We start from the raw sequence: 17,562 nt of genomic DNA, 5'->3' as shown, positions 1-17,562 counted from the left end.
TAGGGCTAAGTACCATTCGGGACAGATTTATTTTCTGCATTTGGCGCTAGAGAAAATAGATCCGCCTTTTTTCCGTATCCTCCTCTCTACACTCCCACCCTAGCCAGCATCCCCTGCGTCAGATCATCGATGATCGCCTTTCCCATCTCGCTCAAGTAATGCGCGGCCCAGGCATAGCGCTCACCATCGTTTTCCAGAGCAGCATCAAGGGAAAGCGCTTTGGCGCAGTGGAGCAGAACTGAGGCGTGCTCCATGGCTTCCAGGATGGGCACATCCGGGTTTACCCGAAATAACTCACGGCCCTGGGAGCCGCATTGGGAAAAGGTGGTGACGCCGAGAGTCTTCAAGTGCTCGCTCATTACACACCTCCCGCGCTAGCCATGAATTGACTGAAGGATTGAGAGGTCTTGGATGTCGAGAGAAATGCGAGATTGTTGAGTGTACTGAAAACGTGCATGGATAAACGTCCCTATCAAATTGGGTGTGATTTGCCCTGTACCCAATCGAGTTTCCAAGCCCGGTCGCTGAATTTGCAGCGACGTGAAAAAGGTAGCGCGCACCATCAGTCGCTGCAATACGACTGCGGCGGCATATTTGAGTCGAGAGATTTCAGTCGGCACATGGTCGCAACAGATCAGCCGGGGAAGCCAACAAGTGTGTACCGTCAGCGAGGACGACACCGTTTCTCTACAGCTCTTGGTAGCTTGCTCAATGTAGTCTTCATTTCTGAACAAACCGCACAGTTTTCTTAACTATCCAGCGCTATCTCATCATAGACCGGGGCCACAGTTTGCGACTGCTGCGCCCCTCAGTTGCTAAAGCGTCCTCAGATCTTCATATTCTCGCGAATACTCCAGCCGTACTTGATCGTACCGCCCTCCTTGCCTCCATCAGCATTCTGCGGCTGGTACGCCACCTCGATCTTGGCGAAGTTGAGCGAGACCATTTCACGCAGCATGTCGCTGCTGGGGTCGCCTTCGGTTTCGTAGCTCGACACCATCACTTCCCTGAGCTTGAACACCACATACTCCACCGGGCTGTTGCCGCCGGCCTTGCGCACCGACAGCGTGGCTTCGGGGTAATGCTTGCCCGATGAACAGGCGGCCATCAGGTTGGGGGACGATTTGTCCATCAGCTTGCCGATGTTCAGGTTGCCAATGCTGACCTTGCCGGAGCCGCCGCCACTGCCGGTGTGCATGGTGCCGGATTGGCTCATGCTCCAGCGCACCGTGGTGATGTCGATTTCCTCGCGGTGTTGCTGATCCTTGGACTCGCCTTTGATATCGCCCAGTTTCAAGAACATGTCGGTTGCCATGGTAACTCCCTGTCGTTGATATCCGCCGAAAGTGGCGTCGGCGTGCACGTTCTTATCAACGGGGTGACTGTGACAAGGCGTTGAATCGTTATCGGGAGCGGTCCTACTTTCACTGCTGACGTGTCCTACCGCCTCTATCGGGTTGGCTGCCTATGCTGCGTTCCTTCTGAATAAAGTCAGGGAGTGGCGCAGTGAATTCCGAGTTAGCGAAGACGGGTGTACCCAGTGCCCATCGCAATACCCGCCAGCGGGTCGCAGGGCTGATTGATATCCCGCGGTTGTTCCAGGCGATCGATGCCGATCCGGCGATTGTCGGGGCTGGCGTGGTCTATATCGAAAGCGATTTTTCCATGGTGACGCTACGCGAATTCCAGCCGATTTGCAGCATTGCGCCGAAGAAGATCGTGTTGCGCGAGGCTCCGCGGCATATCGCATTGGCGGAGTTCATGCGGGAGTTGCAGACACAGCCTCGGGAGTCGCGGCTGGTGATGGAGGCGGTGAGTACGGCGTTTACCTGTGCGGGGGCGGTGATTGGGTGGATGGTGGTTGCGAGTGGAACAGCCGCGATCCCCTTTACAGCAGGCGCCAGTTCGGTGGTAGCTGCGGTCGGTTTTGCGGCAGCCGCTGCCAGCAGCGTGCAATGCCTTGTTGGAGTGGCTCGGACAAGTTTTGAAGTCATCGCAGCGCAGAACAACGACTGGTTGGACAGCCTTGATTGGTATCGACATGCCATGGTTGCGTTGGATGCGGTATCGCTGGCCGGTGTTGGAGTTTCGGCTTTGACTACTGTCCGTCTGCTAAGAGCGACCAAGGCTGCCACTGGCAAAAGCACGCAGGAAGTACTGAAGGGGCTCAATCGCCCGGAGAGAGCGAGGCTGACGAGGGAACTGCTCAGCATCCAGCATCCGGGACTGACGTCAAAGATGATCAAGCTGAGACAGCTGTCCGGCGAGTTTCCCAAGCGTTTCACGTCCACGCAAATCCGACAGGCAACGATCACCCAGATAGCCGATACGATTGGAGCATCAGCCAGCTTTGCCAGCAGCGCCCTGTCAGGGAATGTGAAAGCAATCGCAGTCGGTTTGTATGAGGAGATCGAACCATGATTGTCCTGGTCAATATTCCTCGATTCCTGCTACGCCACTTTCCTATATTTATCGCGGGTATTCTTTTGGGATTGATGTCAGCTGGCTGGTCGATCACTACGGCAGCGATGATTTATTTTCCTAAGGAAAATCCTGGGTACTCTTTACTCATAGGCATGGCATTTGCCCTGATCATTAGCATCAGCAACGCCATGATCATCTATGGTCGCCCCCAATGGGTCCGGGTCATGGTCGGTGTCTTTGTGTTCTGTCTGGTGATACAGCTTTCACCAGCGGCCTATGGATTCAACCCCCTTTTTTGGCTTGTAAACGTCGTGGTTCCATTACTGGGACTACTTGTCCTCAACAGCAACCGCCACAGAAGAATGCGTCGCAAGATGGTCCAGGTCAGGCGCTTTCGGGTGATGGTAAGGAGAGCTCAGGCCATTATTGAGGAGCGCGAGCAGGCAAGCCATGAACAAACCTGAGGTCGATCACAGAACTTCCAGTTTCCGGGAGGCTTGACTAGGATGCGCAGTCAGTCGCTACGCCGACACTCGCGCCCGCCTTCCCGGAAACCCGTTCATGAGCCCTTCCCGCTCCACCCGGATTGCCCTGCTGGTCGCCGCCACGTTCTTCATGGAGAACCTGGACGCGACCATTATCGCCACCGCATTGCCCGATATGGCGAAGAGCTTCGCCGTGCTGCCGGTAGACTTGAACGTGGCGATCAGCAGCTACCTGCTGGCCTTGGCGGCCTTCATCCCCATCAGCGGCTGGTTGGCTGACAAATGGGGGGCGCGCAAGGTGTTCTGCTCGGCCATCACCCTGTTCTGCGTGGCGTCGGCCTGGTGCGGCATGAGCCACAGCCTGAGCGAGTTCATCGCGGCGCGGGTGCTGCAGGGCTTCAGCGGCGCGATGATGGTGCCGGTCGGGCGTCTGGCCGTGCTGCGCACAACGCCCAAGGAAGGTCTGGTCAAGGCGATTGCCTATATCACCACGCCGGCCCTGGTCGCGCCGGTGCTCGGCCCGCCATTGGGTGGGTTCATCGTGACCCATTCGACCTGGGAATGGATTTTCTTCCTCAATCTGCCGCTGGGTTTTATCGCGCTGATCTGCGCCTGGTACCTGATTCCCGACCACACCGAAACCCGCACGCGGCGCTTCGACTGGCTCGGTTTCGTCCTGTTGAGCAGCAGTTGCTTCACCCTGCTGTATGGCTTCGAGCGGCTGGGTGCGGACCTGACGAACTACCTGCCGGGCCTGCTGCTGATTGCCCTGGGCGTGGCGCTGATGGGCTGGGCCATCCGGCACATGCGGCGCAGCCAGGAGCCGCTGCTGAGCTTCGATGTCATTGGCATTCAGACCTTTCGGGTGAGCTTCATCGGCGCGTCGCTGTTTCGTATTGCGATCAGTACGCTGCCGTTCCTGCTGCCGCTGATGTTCCAGCTGGCCTTCGGTCTTTCCGCGCTGGATGCCGGCCTGCTGGTGCTGGCGGTGTTTGCGGGCAACCTGGCGATGAAATGGTTTACCACCGGCACCCTCAATCGCTGGGGATTTCGCAAGGTACTCATCGTCAATGGCGTCGTCGGAATCGTCTCGATTGGTGCCTGCGCCCTGTTCGAGGCCGACAGCAGCAGTGCGCTGATCATGGGCCTGTTGTTCATGGGTGGGCTGTCCCGTTCGCTGCAGTTCAGCGCCTACAACACCCTGGGTTTTGCCGATGTGCCACAGCCGCAGATGAGCAATGCCTCGACCCTGTTCAGCATGGCCTTCCAGCTCAGCATGGGCCTGGGCGTCGCGGTGGGCGCGCTGTTGTTGCGCAGCGCGATGGCCCTGCATGGCAATGCCGCGCAGGCGACGACGGCCGATTTCCAGCTGACCTTCCTGCTGGTCAGCGGCATCGCGGCCATCGCCATGATCGACAGTTTTTCCCTGAAGGCCTCTGCCGGGTACTCCGTGCTTAAAAACAAGGCGTGATGGTGATCGCCACGGACCTGCCGGGACGGCAGGCAAGCCCTGCCGCCCCGCGACTCAGTGGTTGTAGGCGCGCTCGTTGTGCTCGGCCAGGTCCAGGCCCATCTCTTCGACGTGTTCGTCGGCACGCAAGCCGACCAGCCACTTGACCACCTTCAGGATGATCCAGCTGACGGCAAAGCAATACACCGTGGTGAACAGCACGCCCTTGATCTGCGCCAGCACCTGCCCTCCCAGGGTCACGCCTTCCACCAGGCCACCCAGCGACGGTACGCAGAACACGCCGGTGAGGACGGCGCCGATCATGCCGCCAATGCCGTGCAGGCCGAACACATCCAGGCTGTCGTCATAACCGAGGCGTTTCTTCAGCACGGTGACGCTCAGGTAGCAGAACACCCCGCACAGCAGACCAATGGCCAAGGCGCCGCCGACACCGACATAGGCACAGGCCGGGGTGATGCCCACCAGGCCGGCCAATGCGCCGCTGGCCAGGCCCAGGGCACTGGGTTTGCCGACCTTGAACCACTCAGTGAACATCCAGCCGAGAATGCCGGCGCAGGCGCCCAGTTGGGTGTTGAGCATGACGATGCCGGATAGGCCGTTGAGGCCACCGCCCGAACCGATGTTGAAACCGAACCAGCCGACCCAGAGCATCGCCGCACCGGCCATGGTCAGGCTGAGGTTGTGGGCCGGCATCGGCGCATTCTCATAGCCCTTGCGCTTGCCGAGCATCAGGCACGCCGCCAAGGCCGCCACGCCGGCATTGATGTGCACGGCGGTGCCACCGGCGAAATCCAGCACGCCCCAGTTGTGCATCAAGGCCCCCGCGCCGCCCCAGACCATGTGCGCCACCGGCGCGTAGACCAGGGTGAACCAGAGGGCCATGAACAGCAGCGCCGCCGAGAATTTCATGCGCTCGGCGAACGCCCCGGCGATCAGCGCCGGAGTGATGATGGCGAAGGTCATCTGGAAGGTCACGAAGACGCCTTCCGGGATGTCACCGACCAGGCTGTCCGGCTTCATGCCGGCCAGAAACATCCGGCCCAGGCCACCGACGAAGCTGTTGAAGCTGACCTGGCCCTCGACCATGTTGCTGGTGTCGACCACCAGGCTGTAGCCGAAGATCACCCACAACACGCCGACCAAACCGGCAATACCGAAACACTGGGTGAACAGCGACAGCATGTTCTTGGCTCGCACCAGGCCGCCGTAGAACAGCGCCAGGCCAGGCAGGCACATGAACAGCACGAGGACCGCCGCCGTGATCATCCAGGCGGTGCTGCCGGTGTTCAGGGTCGGGGCATCGGCCGCCTGGGCCAGGGGAATGCACGCACCGAGGGCGAGCAATAGGAGAAGGGATTTGCCGGGTAGACGATTAACCATTGTCGAAGCTCCTGCAATGAATGGAAAAATGCCTGGCAGAAAGCGGTGTGGCGGTGCGCCGGGCCCTGGAGGCCTCTCTTTTTTGTACGACTCAACGCCTGTGGGAGCCGGCTTGGCGGCTCCCACCCCAAGTCAGCGCCTAATACTGCTGACCCGGAATCCACGAAGTCCCGGCCAGCGGCACCCGGGCCATGGCGGCGGACTCGACGGTCAAGGCCACCAGGTCCTCGGGGTCGAGGTTGTGCAGGTGGGATTTACCGCAGGCACGGGCCATGGTCTGTGCCTCCAGCACCAGTACACGCAAATAGTTGGCCAGCCGGCGCCCACCCTCGACCGGGTCCAGGCGTTTCGACAGTTCCGGGTCCTGGGTGGTGATACCCGCCGGGTCGCGACCGTTCTGCCAGTCGTCGTAGAAACCGGCCGCCGAGCCGATCTTCTTCAACTCATCGTCCAGCCGCGGGTGGTTGTCGCCCAGGGCGATCAGCGCTGCCGTGCCGATGGCCACCGCGTCCGCGCCCAGAGCCATGGCCTTGGCCACGTCGGCACCGTTGCGGATGCCGCCGGAGACGATCAGTTGCACCTTGCGGTGCATGCCCATCTCCTGCAGGGCCTGCACCGCCTGGGGAATCGCCGGCAGAATCGGAATGCCAACGTGCTCGATGAACACTTCCTGGGTCGCGGCGGTACCGCCCTGCATGCCGTCGAGCACGATCACGTCGGCCCCGGCCTTGACCGCCAGCTTGACGTCGTAATACGGGCGGCTGGCGCCGATCTTCACGTAGATCGGTTTTTCCCAGTCGGTGATCTCGCGAATCTCGGCGATCTTGATCGCCAGGTCGTCCGGGCCGGTCCAGTCCGGATGGCGGCAGGCCGAACGCTGGTCGACGCCGATCGGCAAGGTGCGCATGCCGGCGACCCGCTCGGTGACCTTCATGCCCAGCAGCATGCCGCCGCCGCCCGGCTTGGCGCCCTGCCCCAGGACGACCTCGATGGCGTCGGCCTTGCGCAGGTCATCCGGGTTCATGCCGTAACGCGAGGGCAGATACTGGTAGACCAGGTGCTGCGACTGGCCGCGCTCTTCCGGGGTCATGCCGCCGTCACCGGTGGTGGTGCTGGTGCCAGCGATGGTCGCGCCACGGCCCAGGGCTTCCTTGGCGTTGGCCGACAGCGCGCCGAAGCTCATGCCGGCGATGGTCACCGGAATCTTCAGGTGGATCGGCTTCTTGGCGAAGCGGTTGCCGAGGATCACATCGGTGCCGCATTTCTCGCGATAGCCTTCCAGCGGGTAACGCGAGACGCTGGCGCCGAGCAGCAGCAGGTCATCGAAATGCGGCAGCTTGCGCTTGGTGCCGCCGCCACGGATGTCATAGATACCGGTTTCGGCGGCGCGCTGGATTTCCTGGATGGTCAGGCGATCGAAGGTGGCCGACTCACGCAGGACAGGTGCTGCTTTCGGGGTGGTGGATTCGCTCATGTTCTGGCTCCTGGATCAGTACGCGCTGGCGTTGTCGACTTTGAAGTTGTACAGCTGACGGGCCGAGCCGTAGCGCTTGAAGTCGCTGGCCTTTTCGTTGAAACCGGCCTGGTTCAGCAGGGCCTGCAGCTCTTCGAGGTGCTCGGGACGCATCTCCTTCTCGATGCAGTCCGAGCCCAGCGACTCGACCTTGCCCTTGACGAAGATCTTCGTCTCGTACAGCGAGTCGCCCAGCGCATCGCCGGCATCGCCACACACCACCAGGCGTCCGGCCTGGCCCATGAAACAGCTCATGTGACCGATGCTGCCGCCGACCACGATGTCGATGCCCTTCATCGAGATCCCGCAACGGGCCCCGGCATCGCCCTCGATCACCAGCAGCCCGCCATGGGCCGTGGCGCCAGCCGCCTGGGAGGCGCTGCCCTTGACCCGCACATAGCCGGACATCATGTTCTCGGCGCAGCCGACCCCGACGTTGCCGTGCACGGTGATCGAGGCCTTCTGGTTCATGCCGGCGCAGTAGTAGCCGGCGTGCCCCTGGATATCCACGGACACGGTTTCGTTGATGCCCACGGCCAGGTTGTGCGCACCGTTGGGGTGGGTCACGAGCCATTCGCGCTCTTCAAGCTGCCTGGCTTGGTCGTGCAGGGCCTGGTTCAGGTCACGCACGCTGGCGGTGGAAAGATCGATGGTTTTCATGGGCGTGCTCCTTGAGCCGACTCGCGTTCCCAGATGTAGAGGGTGGCGGGAACAGGTTCCCAGACCTTGGCCTTGTCGATGCCCGGTAGGCTCGACAACGCCTGGTATTCCGAGGCCATGGCGACGTAGTCGTCGGTCTCGGCGAGGATCGCCGGCTTGCAGGCGATCGGGTCGCGGATCACCGCGAAACCGTTGCGGGTGCCGATGGCGAAAGTGAAGAAGCCGTCGAGGTCGTCCAGGGATTTGTCCAGCGCCGCCTTGAGCGAATCGCCCTGTTGCAGGCGCCAGGCCAGGTAACCGGCGGCCACCTCGGTGTCGTTCTCGGTCTCGAAGTGGATGCCTTCGCGGCGCAGGTTCTGGCGCAGGCGCGAGTGGTTGGACAGCGAGCCGTTGTGCACCAGGCACAGGTCGGCACCGGTGGAGAATGGGTGGCTGCCTTCCATGGTCACCGCACTTTCGGTGGCCATGCGGGTGTGGCCGATGATGTGGCTGCCCTTCATCGATGCCAGGCCGAAGCGTTCGGAAATCTCCCGGGGCAAGCCCATGCCCTTGAGGATCTCGATGCTCTGGCCGGCGCTCATGATGCGCACGTCCGGCGCCAGTTCAGCCAGTGCCGCACGCACCACGGCTTCTTCAGCCTGGATCTTCAGGACTATCGCGCTGGCGTTCTGAAACCAGTCCAGCGGCGCACCCAGCCGCGCTTCCAGGGCACCGACCAGGGCCTTGAAATCATAGCCTTCGCGGGTGGCCTGCAAGGTCAGCTTGATCCAGCCCTCGCCCACTTCATCGCCATAGATGGCGAACCCGGCACTGTCCGGCCCGCGGTCGGTCATGGCTTCGAGCATTGGTTCGAAGAGCTGGCCGAGCCGGGATTCCAGCGCCGGATTTTTCAGGTAGAGCCCTACAATTCCACACATATCACAATCTCCTGGGCAGAAGACGCCCTACCCACTGGCAGGGCGCCGCAAACGGTTGGTCAAAACGAAGGGGTCAGAAAAACTCGGTGTAGCGCTGCACTTCCCAATCGCTCACATGGCGGCTGTATTCCACCCACTCCATGCGCTTGAGCTTGATGAATTCGCCGACGATCTCGCGGCCCAGCACTTCGGCGAACAGCGGGTCGGCTTCCAATGCATCGCAGGCCTCTTTCAGCGACTGCGGCAGGGTCTTGATGCCACGGGCGGCGATCTCTTCCAGGCTCAGCTTGTAGAGGTTCTCGTTGCAGACGTGGTCGATTTCCAGCTGGCGGTCGATGCCATCCAGGCCCGCAGCGATGATCGCCGCGCTGACCAGGTAGGGGTTGCAGCCGGCGTCCGGCAGGCGGAACTCCAGTCGGCCATAGGGCACCCGGACCATGGCCGAGCGGTTGTTGGCGCCAAAGGCGATAAAGGCCGGCGCCCAGGTGGCACCGGACAACGAGTTGCCGACCACCAGGCGCTTGTAGGAGTTGACCGTAGGCGCAGCGAACGCACACAGCGCCGGGCCGTGGGCCAGCAGCCCCGCAGCAAAGTGATAGGCCAGCTTCGACAGGCCCATGCCGCTCGGATCGCTGGGGTCGTGAAACAGGTTCTTGCTGGTCGCGCTGCTGATCGACAGGTGGAAGTGCATGCCGTTGCCAGCGCGCTTCGGATCGGGCTTGGGCATGAACGAACAGATCATGCCCATGTCATTGGCGATCTCGCCGGCGGCCATGCGGAAGAAGGTGAAGCGGTCTGCCGACTCCATGGCATCGCTGTAGGTGTAGTTGATCTCGAACTGGCCGTTGGCGTCCTCATGGTCGATCTGGTAGATGTCGAAACCCACCGGCTGCAGGGCTTCAGTCAGGCGCTCGAGGAAGTCGCGGGAACGCGACAGGCCCTTGTAGTCGTAGCACGGCTTGTCCAGGGCATCGCTGCTGTCGACCAGTTGCAGGTGGCCGCTGGTATCACGCTTGAACAGACTGAACTCGGGTTCAAGACCGGTGTTGAGGGTCCAGCCACGGTCGCTCAGGCGCTCGACCTGACGTTGCAACACGTAGCGGCTGTCGTAGGGCCAGGGCTTGCCTTCGACATGACCGATGCACACCACGCGGCCGTAGCCTTTCTGCCAGGGCACCGGGGTCAGCGACGCCAGGTCGCCCCTGGCCATGAAGTCCGGCCCGTGGGGTTCCATGCCCATGCCACAGATGGCAAACCCGGCAAAACCCGCCCCCTCTTCAGCAACCATTTCCAACCCCGAAACCGGCACCGATTTGGTCTTGGACGAACCGTGGATATCGACGAACTGAGCCAGCACGTATTTGATCCCGTGCTCCTCGATCAGCCGCTGTGTTTCGGGTGGCAACATGAGCGTTCACTCCTGGCGAAAGGCAAGACGTTGTGGTTGGGAAGCGTCGTTTCGCTTGCTGACCAGAATATATTCCAATCAGGAAACTTACTTTCCCAATGGGAATGCAATGGCCTTGCCAAGTTTGCTGCCAAGGGTCGCCAGCACCGCGATTGCGGCATTTCCTCTGTATATATGGGAAACTCGTTTTCACCGAGGGAATAATCCGCCGCCGAACGGCCAGCCGGACGCCCTTTCGCACATTCCTGGTGCGAATTTAAAATTATCGAACGGAAACCGTGCACAGCCGATGAACATGCCTGACGAACAACCACCCAAGTTGAAGCTCGAGCAGTACCTGGGGATCCAGATCAAGCGCCAGCGCCAGGCCCAGGAGTTGAAACTGGCCGATGTGGCGCGCATCGCCGGGATCAGCCAGGGCATGTTGAGCAAGATCGAGAATGCCCAGGTGTCCACCAGCCTGGACATCCTCAGCCGCCTCTGCGACGTGCTCGGCATGCCGATGTCCAAGCTGTTCAGCCAGTACGATCAGCAAGGCGGCAGCGCGCTGCTGGTCAAGCATGACGAGGGCCTGGAGGTGGTGCGTCGCGGCACCGAGAAAGGCCACACCTACCACCTGCTCAACCACACCCGTGGGCCGAAGAAGAGTTTCGAGGCGTACATGGTGAGCATGGACGACGCCAGCGAGGAGTTCCCGACCTTCTCCCACCCCGGCACGGAGTTCCTGCACCTGCTCGAAGGCGAGCTGGTCTACCGCCACGGCAACCAGTTGTACGCCATGGAAGCCGGCGACAGCCTGACCTTCGACGGCGAGATTCCCCATGGCCCGGAGAAGCTGGTGCAGGTGCCGATCCGCCTGCTGTCGATCATGAACTACGGCGCCTCGGGGGAGTAAGGCCAGCGCGCTCCCCCCTGCGCGCAGAATTTCCCACCAGTTAAAAAAGTTTCCAGAAACTTCTGGACGCTGCCTGTCCTTTCGCCTATAAAACCGCAAAAAGAATATTTAATTCCTGTCAGGAATTTTTATTCACCGAAAAAATTGCTGTTCACCGCTGAATTTCGCTTTGCGCCGAGCTGCCGTCACTTTCCAGAGGACATGCCATGCAACACGAAAAGAACCCTTTCATTCTCAAGATCAGCTGTCCGGCGACCTCCGGTATCGTCGCGGCGGTGGCCTCGTACCTGGCCGGCAATGGCTGCTACATCGGTGAAATGGCGCAGTTCGATGACGATTTCAGCGGCAAGTTCTTCATGCGCGCGGTGTTCCGTTTCAACGACGGCCACAGCGGCGACATCGCCCAGCTCAAGGCCGGTTTCGCCGAGGTTGCCCAGGCCTTCGACATGGGCTGGGAACTGCACGACACCCGCGAACCGATGCGCGTGCTGCTGATGGTCAGCAAGTTCGACCATTGCCTCACCGACCTGCTGTACCGCTACCACAAGGGCGAGATGGACATGACCATCACCGCCATCGTCTCCAACCACCTGGACCTGCGGCCCATGGCCGAGCGCGAGGGCATCCGCTTCATCTATCTGCCGGTGACCAAAGAAACCAAGGCCCAGCAGGAGGCGGCACTGATGAAGGTGGTCGACGAAACCGGCACCGAGCTGGTGGTCCTCGCCCGCTACATGCAGATCCTCTCGGACGACCTGTGCAAGCAACTCTCGGGCCGGGCGATCAACATCCACCACTCGTTCCTGCCCGGCTTCAAGGGTGCCAAGCCCTATCACCAGGCCTACGAACGCGGCGTGAAGCTGATCGGCGCCACCGCGCACTACGTCACCAGCGACCTGGACGAGGGACCGATCATCGAGCAGGAAGTGCAGCGGGTGGACCATGTCTACCTGCCGGATGATCTGGTCGCCACCGGGCGCGACACCGAAACCGTGGCCTTGTCCAAGGCGGTCAAGTACCACCTGGAACACCGCGTTTTTCTCAACAACGACAGAACGGTGGTCTTCCGGTGAGTACCTCCAAGCTGATCGATGGCAAGGCCGCCGCCGCGCGGGTATTGGCTCAGGTCAAGAGCGATGTCCAGGACCTGAAGAAGGCGGGTATCGAACCGGCCCTCGCGGTGATTCTTGTCGGCCAGGACCCGGCCAGCCAGGTCTATGTACGCAACAAGATCCTGCGTGCCGAAGAGGCCGGGATCCGCTCGCTGGAATACCGTCTGGGCGCCGATACGACCCAGGCGCAGTTGCTCAATCTGATTACCGAATTGAACGAGGACGAGAGCATCAACGGCATCCTGCTGCAGTTGCCGCTACCGGCCCATATCGAGGAAACCTGTGCCTTGCAGGCGATCGCTCCGGACAAGGATGTCGACGGTTTCCACAGCGAAAACGTCGGCGGCCTGAGCCAGGGCCGCAACGTACTGACGCCCTGCACCCCCAGTGGCTGCCTGCAACTGCTGGAAGATGCCTGTGGAGACCTGAGCGGCAAGCACGCGGTGGTGGTCGGCCGCTCGAACATCGTCGGCAAGCCGATGGCCGCGCTGCTGCTCAAGGCCCACTGTTCGGTCACCGTGCTCCACTCGCGCAGCGTCGATGCCCAGGCCCTGTGCCGCCAGGCCGACATCGTGGTCGCCGCCGTCGGCCGCCCGCGCCTGATCGATGCCAGCTGGCTCAAACCCGGTGCGGTGGTGATCGACGTTGGTATCAACCGCATCGACGACGCCGGGCGCAGCCGCCTGGTCGGTGATGTCGACTTCGACAGCGCCCTGCCCCAGGTCTCGGCCATCACCCCGGTTCCCGGTGGCGTCGGCCCGATGACCATCGCCTTTCTGATGAAAAACACGGTGACCGCTGCCGCTCAGCAGGCCCAAACCCAACGCCGTCACCTGGAGGCTCTATGCCACTCCATCTATTGAAATACGGGCTCAGTTCGGAATATCCGGTAGAGGTCGACCTGCCCGCGCCGAAGGAACTCAAGCCGTCCTATGACGTGGTGATCATCGGCGGCGGCGGCCATGGCCTGGCCACCGCCTATTACCTCTCGAAGTACCACGGCATCAGCAATATCGCGGTGCTGGAAAAGGGCTATCTGGGTGGCGGCAATACCGCGCGCAACACCGCAGTGATCCGCTCCAACTACCTGACCAGCGAGGGCGTGCGCTTCTACGCCGAGTCGGTGCGGATGTTCGAAGGCCTGTCCAACGAATTCGACTTCAACATCATGTATTCCCATCGCGGCCAACTGACCCTGGCCCACACCGACGCAACCGTGCGTTCGTTCCGCCAGCGCGCCGAGGTCAACAAGCACTTCGGCGGCCGTACCGAAATGATCGACCGCCAGCAGATCCGCGAACTGGTGCCCATGCTCAACCTCGACCCCGGGCATCTGCCGGTACTCGCCGGCCTGTGGCACATCGACGGCGCCACCGCCCGCCACGACGCGGTGGCCTGGGGTTATGCCAAGCAGGCGGCCAAGCGTGGCGTGGAGATCCACCAGCTCACCGAAGTCCAGGAACTGGTCATCGACAACGGCACGATCACCGCCGTCAAAACCAATCGCGGCACCATCCGCTGCGGCTGCGCGGTACAGGCCGTGGCCGGCATGAGTTCGCAACTGATGAAAAAGGCCGGCATCCGCTCGCCGATCCAGACCTTTCCCCTGCAGGCCATGGTCACCCAGCCATTCAAGCCGTTCCTCGATCCGCTGGTGAGTTCCTCGGCCCTGCACTGCTACGTGCAGCAGACCAGTCGCGGCGAAGTGGTGTTCGGCGGCGGTTCCGACCCGTACCCGCTGTTCAACACCCGCTCGACCCTGGACCTGAAGGAAAGCCTGCTGGCCCACGCCATCGAGATGTTCCCGTTTCTGGCCAACGCCAAGCTGATGCGCCAGTGGGCCGGGATCACCGACATGACCCCGGACTACAGCCCGATCATGGGCCTGTCGCCGGTGAAGAACTACTACCTGGACGCCGGCTGGGGCACCTGGGGCTTCAAGGCCACGCCGATCTGCGGCAAGACCATGGCCGAACTGGTCGCCAGCGGCGGCCAGGTGCCGGAGCTGATCAAGCCGTTTGGCCTGGAGCGTTTCTCCACCTTCCAGCAAGTCAACGAAATGGGCGCGACAGCGGCCAGCCACTGAGGAGCGGCACATGAAAGTGATGAATTGCCCGCTCAACGGGCCACGCAACATCAGCGAATTCACCTACGGCGGCGAATTCAAGCCGATGCCCGATCCGCACACCTGCAGCGATGCGCAATGGGCCGACTACGTGTTCAACAGCGAGGACACCCTCGGCGTGGTCCGCGAATGGTGGATGCATAACCCGTCCAGCTACTGGTTCCTGGTCGAACGGCACACCGGCAGTGACGAGATCCTGCGGACCTTCGATCCCCGCGAACTGTTCGACACCCGCGTTGACTTCACTGCCGCGCCCACCCAGGAGACCGTGCGATGAACCGCCTCCCCGTGCCCATGGGCCTGCTGATCGACCGCAGCCAGCCGCTCGACTTCAGTTTTGACGGCAAGCCGTACCAGGGCTTTGCCGGTGACAGCATCGCCAGCGCCCTGCTCGCCCATGGCCGCTTCCTGCTCTCGCGCTCGTTCAAGTATCACCGCCCGCGTGGCCCGCTGACCATGGCCGGCCAGGATGCCAACACGCTGGTGCAATTGCCGCGCGAACCCAACGTGCTGGCCGATACTCACCTGCTGGAAAGTGGCGAGCAGGTCACCGGACAGAACTTCAGCGGCTCGCTGGACAACGACCGGGATGCCTACCTCGGCAAGTTCTCACGGTTCATGCCGGTAGGCTTCTACTACCGCTCGTTCTACAAGCCCAAGGGCGCCTGGAAGCTGTGGGAGCCGATCATCCGCAAAAAGGCCGGCCTGGGCGTGCTCGACCTGAGCTTCAAGCCCGAGTATTACGACAAGGCCTATCTGTTCGCCGACCTCGCGGTGATCGGTGCCGGCCCTGCCGGCCTGCAGGCGGCCCTGGTCGTCGCCGATGCCGGCGCCCAGGTGCTGCTGATCGAGCAGCAGCCGATCCTCGGCGGTTCGCTGACCTACGCCCGCTTCGACCTCGAAGGCCGCCGTGCCGACAGCCTGCGCCGGGAGCTGGTCGATGCGGTGGAATGCCACGCCAATATCCGCGTACTGAAGAACGCCACCTGCAACGCCTGGTTCACCGACAACTACCTGCCGGTGATCCAGGGCAAGCGCCTGTACAAGGTCCGTGCAACCCAGTGCCTGATCGCCAGCGGTTCGTTCGACCAGCCGGTGATCTTCCGCAACAACGACCTGCCCGGGGTGATGCTCAGCAGCGCCGCACAACGGCTGATGAAGCTCTATGCGGTCAAGCCGGGCAAGCGCGCCGTGGTCCTGACCGGCAACGATGATGGTTATCTCGCCGCACTGGACCTCAGTGATCAGGGGGTCGAGGTCGCCGCCCTGGTCGACATGCGCGCCCACCCGGCCGAGCGCGAGTTGCTGCTGGCACTGGAGAAACGCGGCATCCCCTGCCATCCCGGCAGCACGGTGTACGAGGCCCTCCCTGAAAAAGGCCTGCGCCATGTCAGCGGCGCCGATATCCGCAAGATCACCGGACAAGGCCAGGTTGCCCAGCAGGGCCTGATCGTGGACTGCGACCTGCTGTGCATGTCCGGCGGCTACATGCCGGTTTATCAACTGATGTGCCAGGCCGGTGGCAAGCTGGCCTATGACGATCAATTGGCGGAATTCACCCTCAGCGGCCTGCCGAAGAACCTTAGCGTTGCCGGCTCGGCCCATGGCTACCATGCGCTGGACAACGTCCTGGCCGATGCCACTCATGCCGCAGCGCAAATCGTTGCTGCACTGAAGCTGGAACTCGCCGCCCAACCGTTGCCGATGCGTGCCGAAGCCCAGGTCAACTTTCCCTGGCCGATCTTCCCGCATCCCAAGGGCAAGGATTTCGTCGACTTCGATGAAGACCTGCAAGTGCGCGACATCATCAACGCCACCCGGATCGGCTACCGCGATGTGCAGTTGGTCAAGCGTTTCTCCACGGTGGGCATGGGCCCGTCCCAGGGTCGTCATTCGGCCTTGCCGACGGCACGCCTGGTCGCCGCCTCGACCCAGCGCAGCGTCAGCGAGACCGGCGTGACCACCGCACGGCCACCGTTCGAAGCGGAAAAGCTCGCCCACGTCGCCGGTCGTGCCTTCGACCCGTACCGGCAGACTCCGATGCACCGGCGCCATCTGGATGCCGGGGCGAAAATGATGCCCGCCGGGATCTGGCAACGCCCGGCCTACTACGGCAAGCCGAGCGAGCGGGACGCCTGCATGCAGGCCGAGGCACTGCATGTGCGCAACAAGGTCGGCATCATCGACGTTTCGACCCTCGGCGGCCTGGACGTGCGAGGCCCCGATGCCGCCGAACTGCTCAACCGGATGTACACCTTCGCCTTTCTCAAGCAGCCGGTGGGCCGCTCACGCTATGCGCTGATGACCAACGAACACGGGGTGGTCATCGATGACGGCGTCTGCGCACGTTTCGCCGACAACCACTTCTATGTGACGGCCACCACCAGTGGCGTGGATCGCATCTACCAGCAGATGCTCAAGTGGAATGCCCAGTGGCGGCTGGACGTCGATATCGCCAACGTCACCGCAGCGATTTGCGCGGTCAACGTGGCGGGGCCGGACTCGCGCAAGGTGCTGGAGCAGGTGTGCAGCGATCTGGACCTGTCGGCCACAGGCTTCCCCTACCTGGCCGTGCGCCAGGGTACAGTGGCCGGGATCAAGGCCCGTCTGCTACGGGTCGGCTTCGTCGGTGAACTGGGTTACGAAATCCACGTCCCGGCCCGCCATGCGCTGAAACTGTGGGACGCGCTGATGGCGGCCGGCAAGGCCTGCGACCTTCGTCCGTTCGGCGTCGAAACCCAGCGCCTGCTGCGCCTGGAAAAAGGCCACGTAATCATCAGTCAGGACACCGATGGCATGACCCACCCGGCCGAGATCGACATGGGCTGGGCGGTCAGTCGCAACAAGCCGTTCTTCGTCGGCCGCCGTTCGGTGGACATCCTCGAAGCCCAGCCGCAGAAACGCAAGCTGGTCGGTTTCACGCTGCCCAAGGCCAGCCCGCAACCCTTGGAAGGCCATCTGGTGCTCAAGGGTCCGGACATCAGCGGCAACGTGACCTCCTGCGAATACTCGCAGACCCTCGACCGCATCATTGGCCTGGCCTATGCCGCCTTCGACCAGGCCACGCCCGGACAACAGATTCCGATCCGGGTCGAGGGCGGTGTGATCGTCCAGGCCACGGTGGTGAAGCTGCCGTTCTTCGACCCTGAAAACCAGCGCCAGGAGCTCTGAC

16 protein-coding genes are annotated in these 17,562 nt (G+C 62.2%); 9 read left to right on the top strand and 7 right to left on the bottom strand.

Translation table 11 applies throughout. The annotated features are described in order from the left end of the window. Positions 1-86: 86 nt before the first annotated feature. Positions 87-359, bottom strand: a complete 273-nt coding sequence (locus tag BLU37_RS19115) for a DUF3077 domain-containing protein (protein WP_090207628.1) — start codon at positions 357-359, stop codon at positions 87-89. 467 nt (positions 360-826) lie between these two features. Then, positions 827-1,315: an Hcp family type VI secretion system effector gene (locus BLU37_RS19110; RefSeq protein ID WP_090207626.1), complete on the bottom strand. Its 489-nt coding sequence runs from the start codon at positions 1,313-1,315 to the stop codon at positions 827-829. A 191-nt stretch (positions 1,316-1,506) separates the two neighbouring features. Here BLU37_RS19110 and BLU37_RS19105 point away from each other — a divergent pair, with 191 nt between their 5' ends. The 3 genes from BLU37_RS19105 to BLU37_RS19095 all read left to right on the top strand — a co-directional run bounded on the left by BLU37_RS19105 (position 1,507) and on the right by BLU37_RS19095 (position 4,380). Next, positions 1,507-2,421 (top strand): NAD synthetase, encoded by a 915-nt coding sequence (locus BLU37_RS19105; protein WP_090207623.1) that lies wholly within the window; start codon positions 1,507-1,509, stop codon positions 2,419-2,421. Beyond that, positions 2,418-2,888 carry a hypothetical protein gene (locus BLU37_RS19100; RefSeq protein WP_090207619.1) on the top strand — a complete coding sequence of 157 codons (471 nt, stop codon included), beginning with the start codon at positions 2,418-2,420 and terminating at the stop codon, positions 2,886-2,888. The genes BLU37_RS19105 and BLU37_RS19100 overlap by 4 nt, the downstream gene beginning before the upstream one ends. A 97-nt stretch (positions 2,889-2,985) precedes the next feature. Then, positions 2,986-4,380, top strand: a complete 1,395-nt coding sequence (locus tag BLU37_RS19095) for an MFS transporter (RefSeq protein WP_090207616.1) — start codon at positions 2,986-2,988, stop codon at positions 4,378-4,380. Positions 4,381-4,434: 54 nt separating this feature from the next. Here the strand turns inward: BLU37_RS19095 and BLU37_RS19090 are convergent, their stop codons facing one another. The 5 genes from BLU37_RS19090 to glnT all read right to left on the bottom strand — a co-directional run bounded on the left by BLU37_RS19090 (position 4,435) and on the right by glnT (position 10,258). Beyond that, a complete protein-coding gene (locus BLU37_RS19090; protein ID WP_090207613.1) occupies positions 4,435-5,760 on the bottom strand; it encodes an ammonium transporter in 1,326 nt (441 codons plus the stop codon). A 139-nt stretch (positions 5,761-5,899) separates the two neighbouring features. Continuing rightward, entirely contained in the window at positions 5,900-7,234 is a 1,335-nt protein-coding gene (locus tag BLU37_RS19085) for an FMN-binding glutamate synthase family protein (RefSeq protein WP_090207610.1), read from the bottom strand. 15 nt (positions 7,235-7,249) lie between these two features. Then, entirely contained in the window at positions 7,250-7,933 is a 684-nt protein-coding gene (locus BLU37_RS19080) for a GltB/FmdC/FwdC-like GXGXG domain-containing protein (RefSeq protein ID WP_010453025.1), read from the bottom strand. Next, on the bottom strand, positions 7,930-8,850 hold the full coding sequence (locus BLU37_RS19075) for a class II glutamine amidotransferase (protein WP_090207608.1): 921 nt from the start codon (positions 8,848-8,850) through the stop codon (positions 7,930-7,932). Before BLU37_RS19075 ends, BLU37_RS19080 begins: the two co-directional genes overlap by 4 nt. A 73-nt stretch (positions 8,851-8,923) precedes the next feature. Then, entirely contained in the window at positions 8,924-10,258 is a 1,335-nt protein-coding gene (gene glnT, locus BLU37_RS19070; RefSeq protein WP_090207605.1) for a type III glutamate--ammonia ligase, read from the bottom strand. 289 nt (positions 10,259-10,547) lie between these two features. On the opposite strand from glnT, the gene BLU37_RS19065 reads away from it, so the two are divergent. The 6 genes from BLU37_RS19065 to BLU37_RS19040 all read left to right on the top strand — a co-directional run bounded on the left by BLU37_RS19065 (position 10,548) and on the right by BLU37_RS19040 (position 17,561). After that, the gene (locus BLU37_RS19065; RefSeq protein WP_010453019.1) at positions 10,548-11,153 is read left to right on the top strand and encodes a helix-turn-helix domain-containing protein; all 606 of its coding nucleotides are present in this window, start codon (positions 10,548-10,550) and stop codon (positions 11,151-11,153) included. A 206-nt stretch (positions 11,154-11,359) separates the two neighbouring features. Continuing rightward, positions 11,360-12,226, top strand: a complete 867-nt coding sequence (purU, locus tag BLU37_RS19060) for a formyltetrahydrofolate deformylase (protein ID WP_010453017.1) — start codon at positions 11,360-11,362, stop codon at positions 12,224-12,226. Then, positions 12,223-13,128, top strand: coding sequence for a bifunctional methylenetetrahydrofolate dehydrogenase/methenyltetrahydrofolate cyclohydrolase FolD (gene folD / locus BLU37_RS19055; RefSeq protein WP_010453016.1), 906 nt, complete (start codon positions 12,223-12,225; stop codon positions 13,126-13,128). Before purU ends, folD begins: the two co-directional genes overlap by 4 nt. Continuing rightward, on the top strand, positions 13,110-14,351 hold the full coding sequence (locus BLU37_RS19050; protein WP_090207602.1) for an FAD-dependent oxidoreductase: 1,242 nt from the start codon (positions 13,110-13,112) through the stop codon (positions 14,349-14,351). Before folD ends, BLU37_RS19050 begins: the two co-directional genes overlap by 19 nt. A 10-nt stretch (positions 14,352-14,361) precedes the next feature. After that, positions 14,362-14,667 (top strand): sarcosine oxidase subunit delta, encoded by a 306-nt coding sequence (locus tag BLU37_RS19045; protein ID WP_010453011.1) that lies wholly within the window; start codon positions 14,362-14,364, stop codon positions 14,665-14,667. Continuing rightward, positions 14,664-17,561 carry a 2Fe-2S iron-sulfur cluster-binding protein gene (locus BLU37_RS19040; protein ID WP_090207599.1) on the top strand — a complete coding sequence of 966 codons (2,898 nt, stop codon included), beginning with the start codon at positions 14,664-14,666 and terminating at the stop codon, positions 17,559-17,561. The genes BLU37_RS19045 and BLU37_RS19040 overlap by 4 nt, the downstream gene beginning before the upstream one ends. Position 17,562 lies beyond the last annotated feature (1 nt).

The sequence above is a fragment of the Pseudomonas asplenii genome, from assembly GCF_900105475.1.
Lineage (GTDB): Bacteria > Pseudomonadota > Gammaproteobacteria > Pseudomonadales > Pseudomonadaceae > Aquipseudomonas > Aquipseudomonas asplenii.
This window is presented reverse-complemented; position numbering and strand designations above follow the sequence as displayed.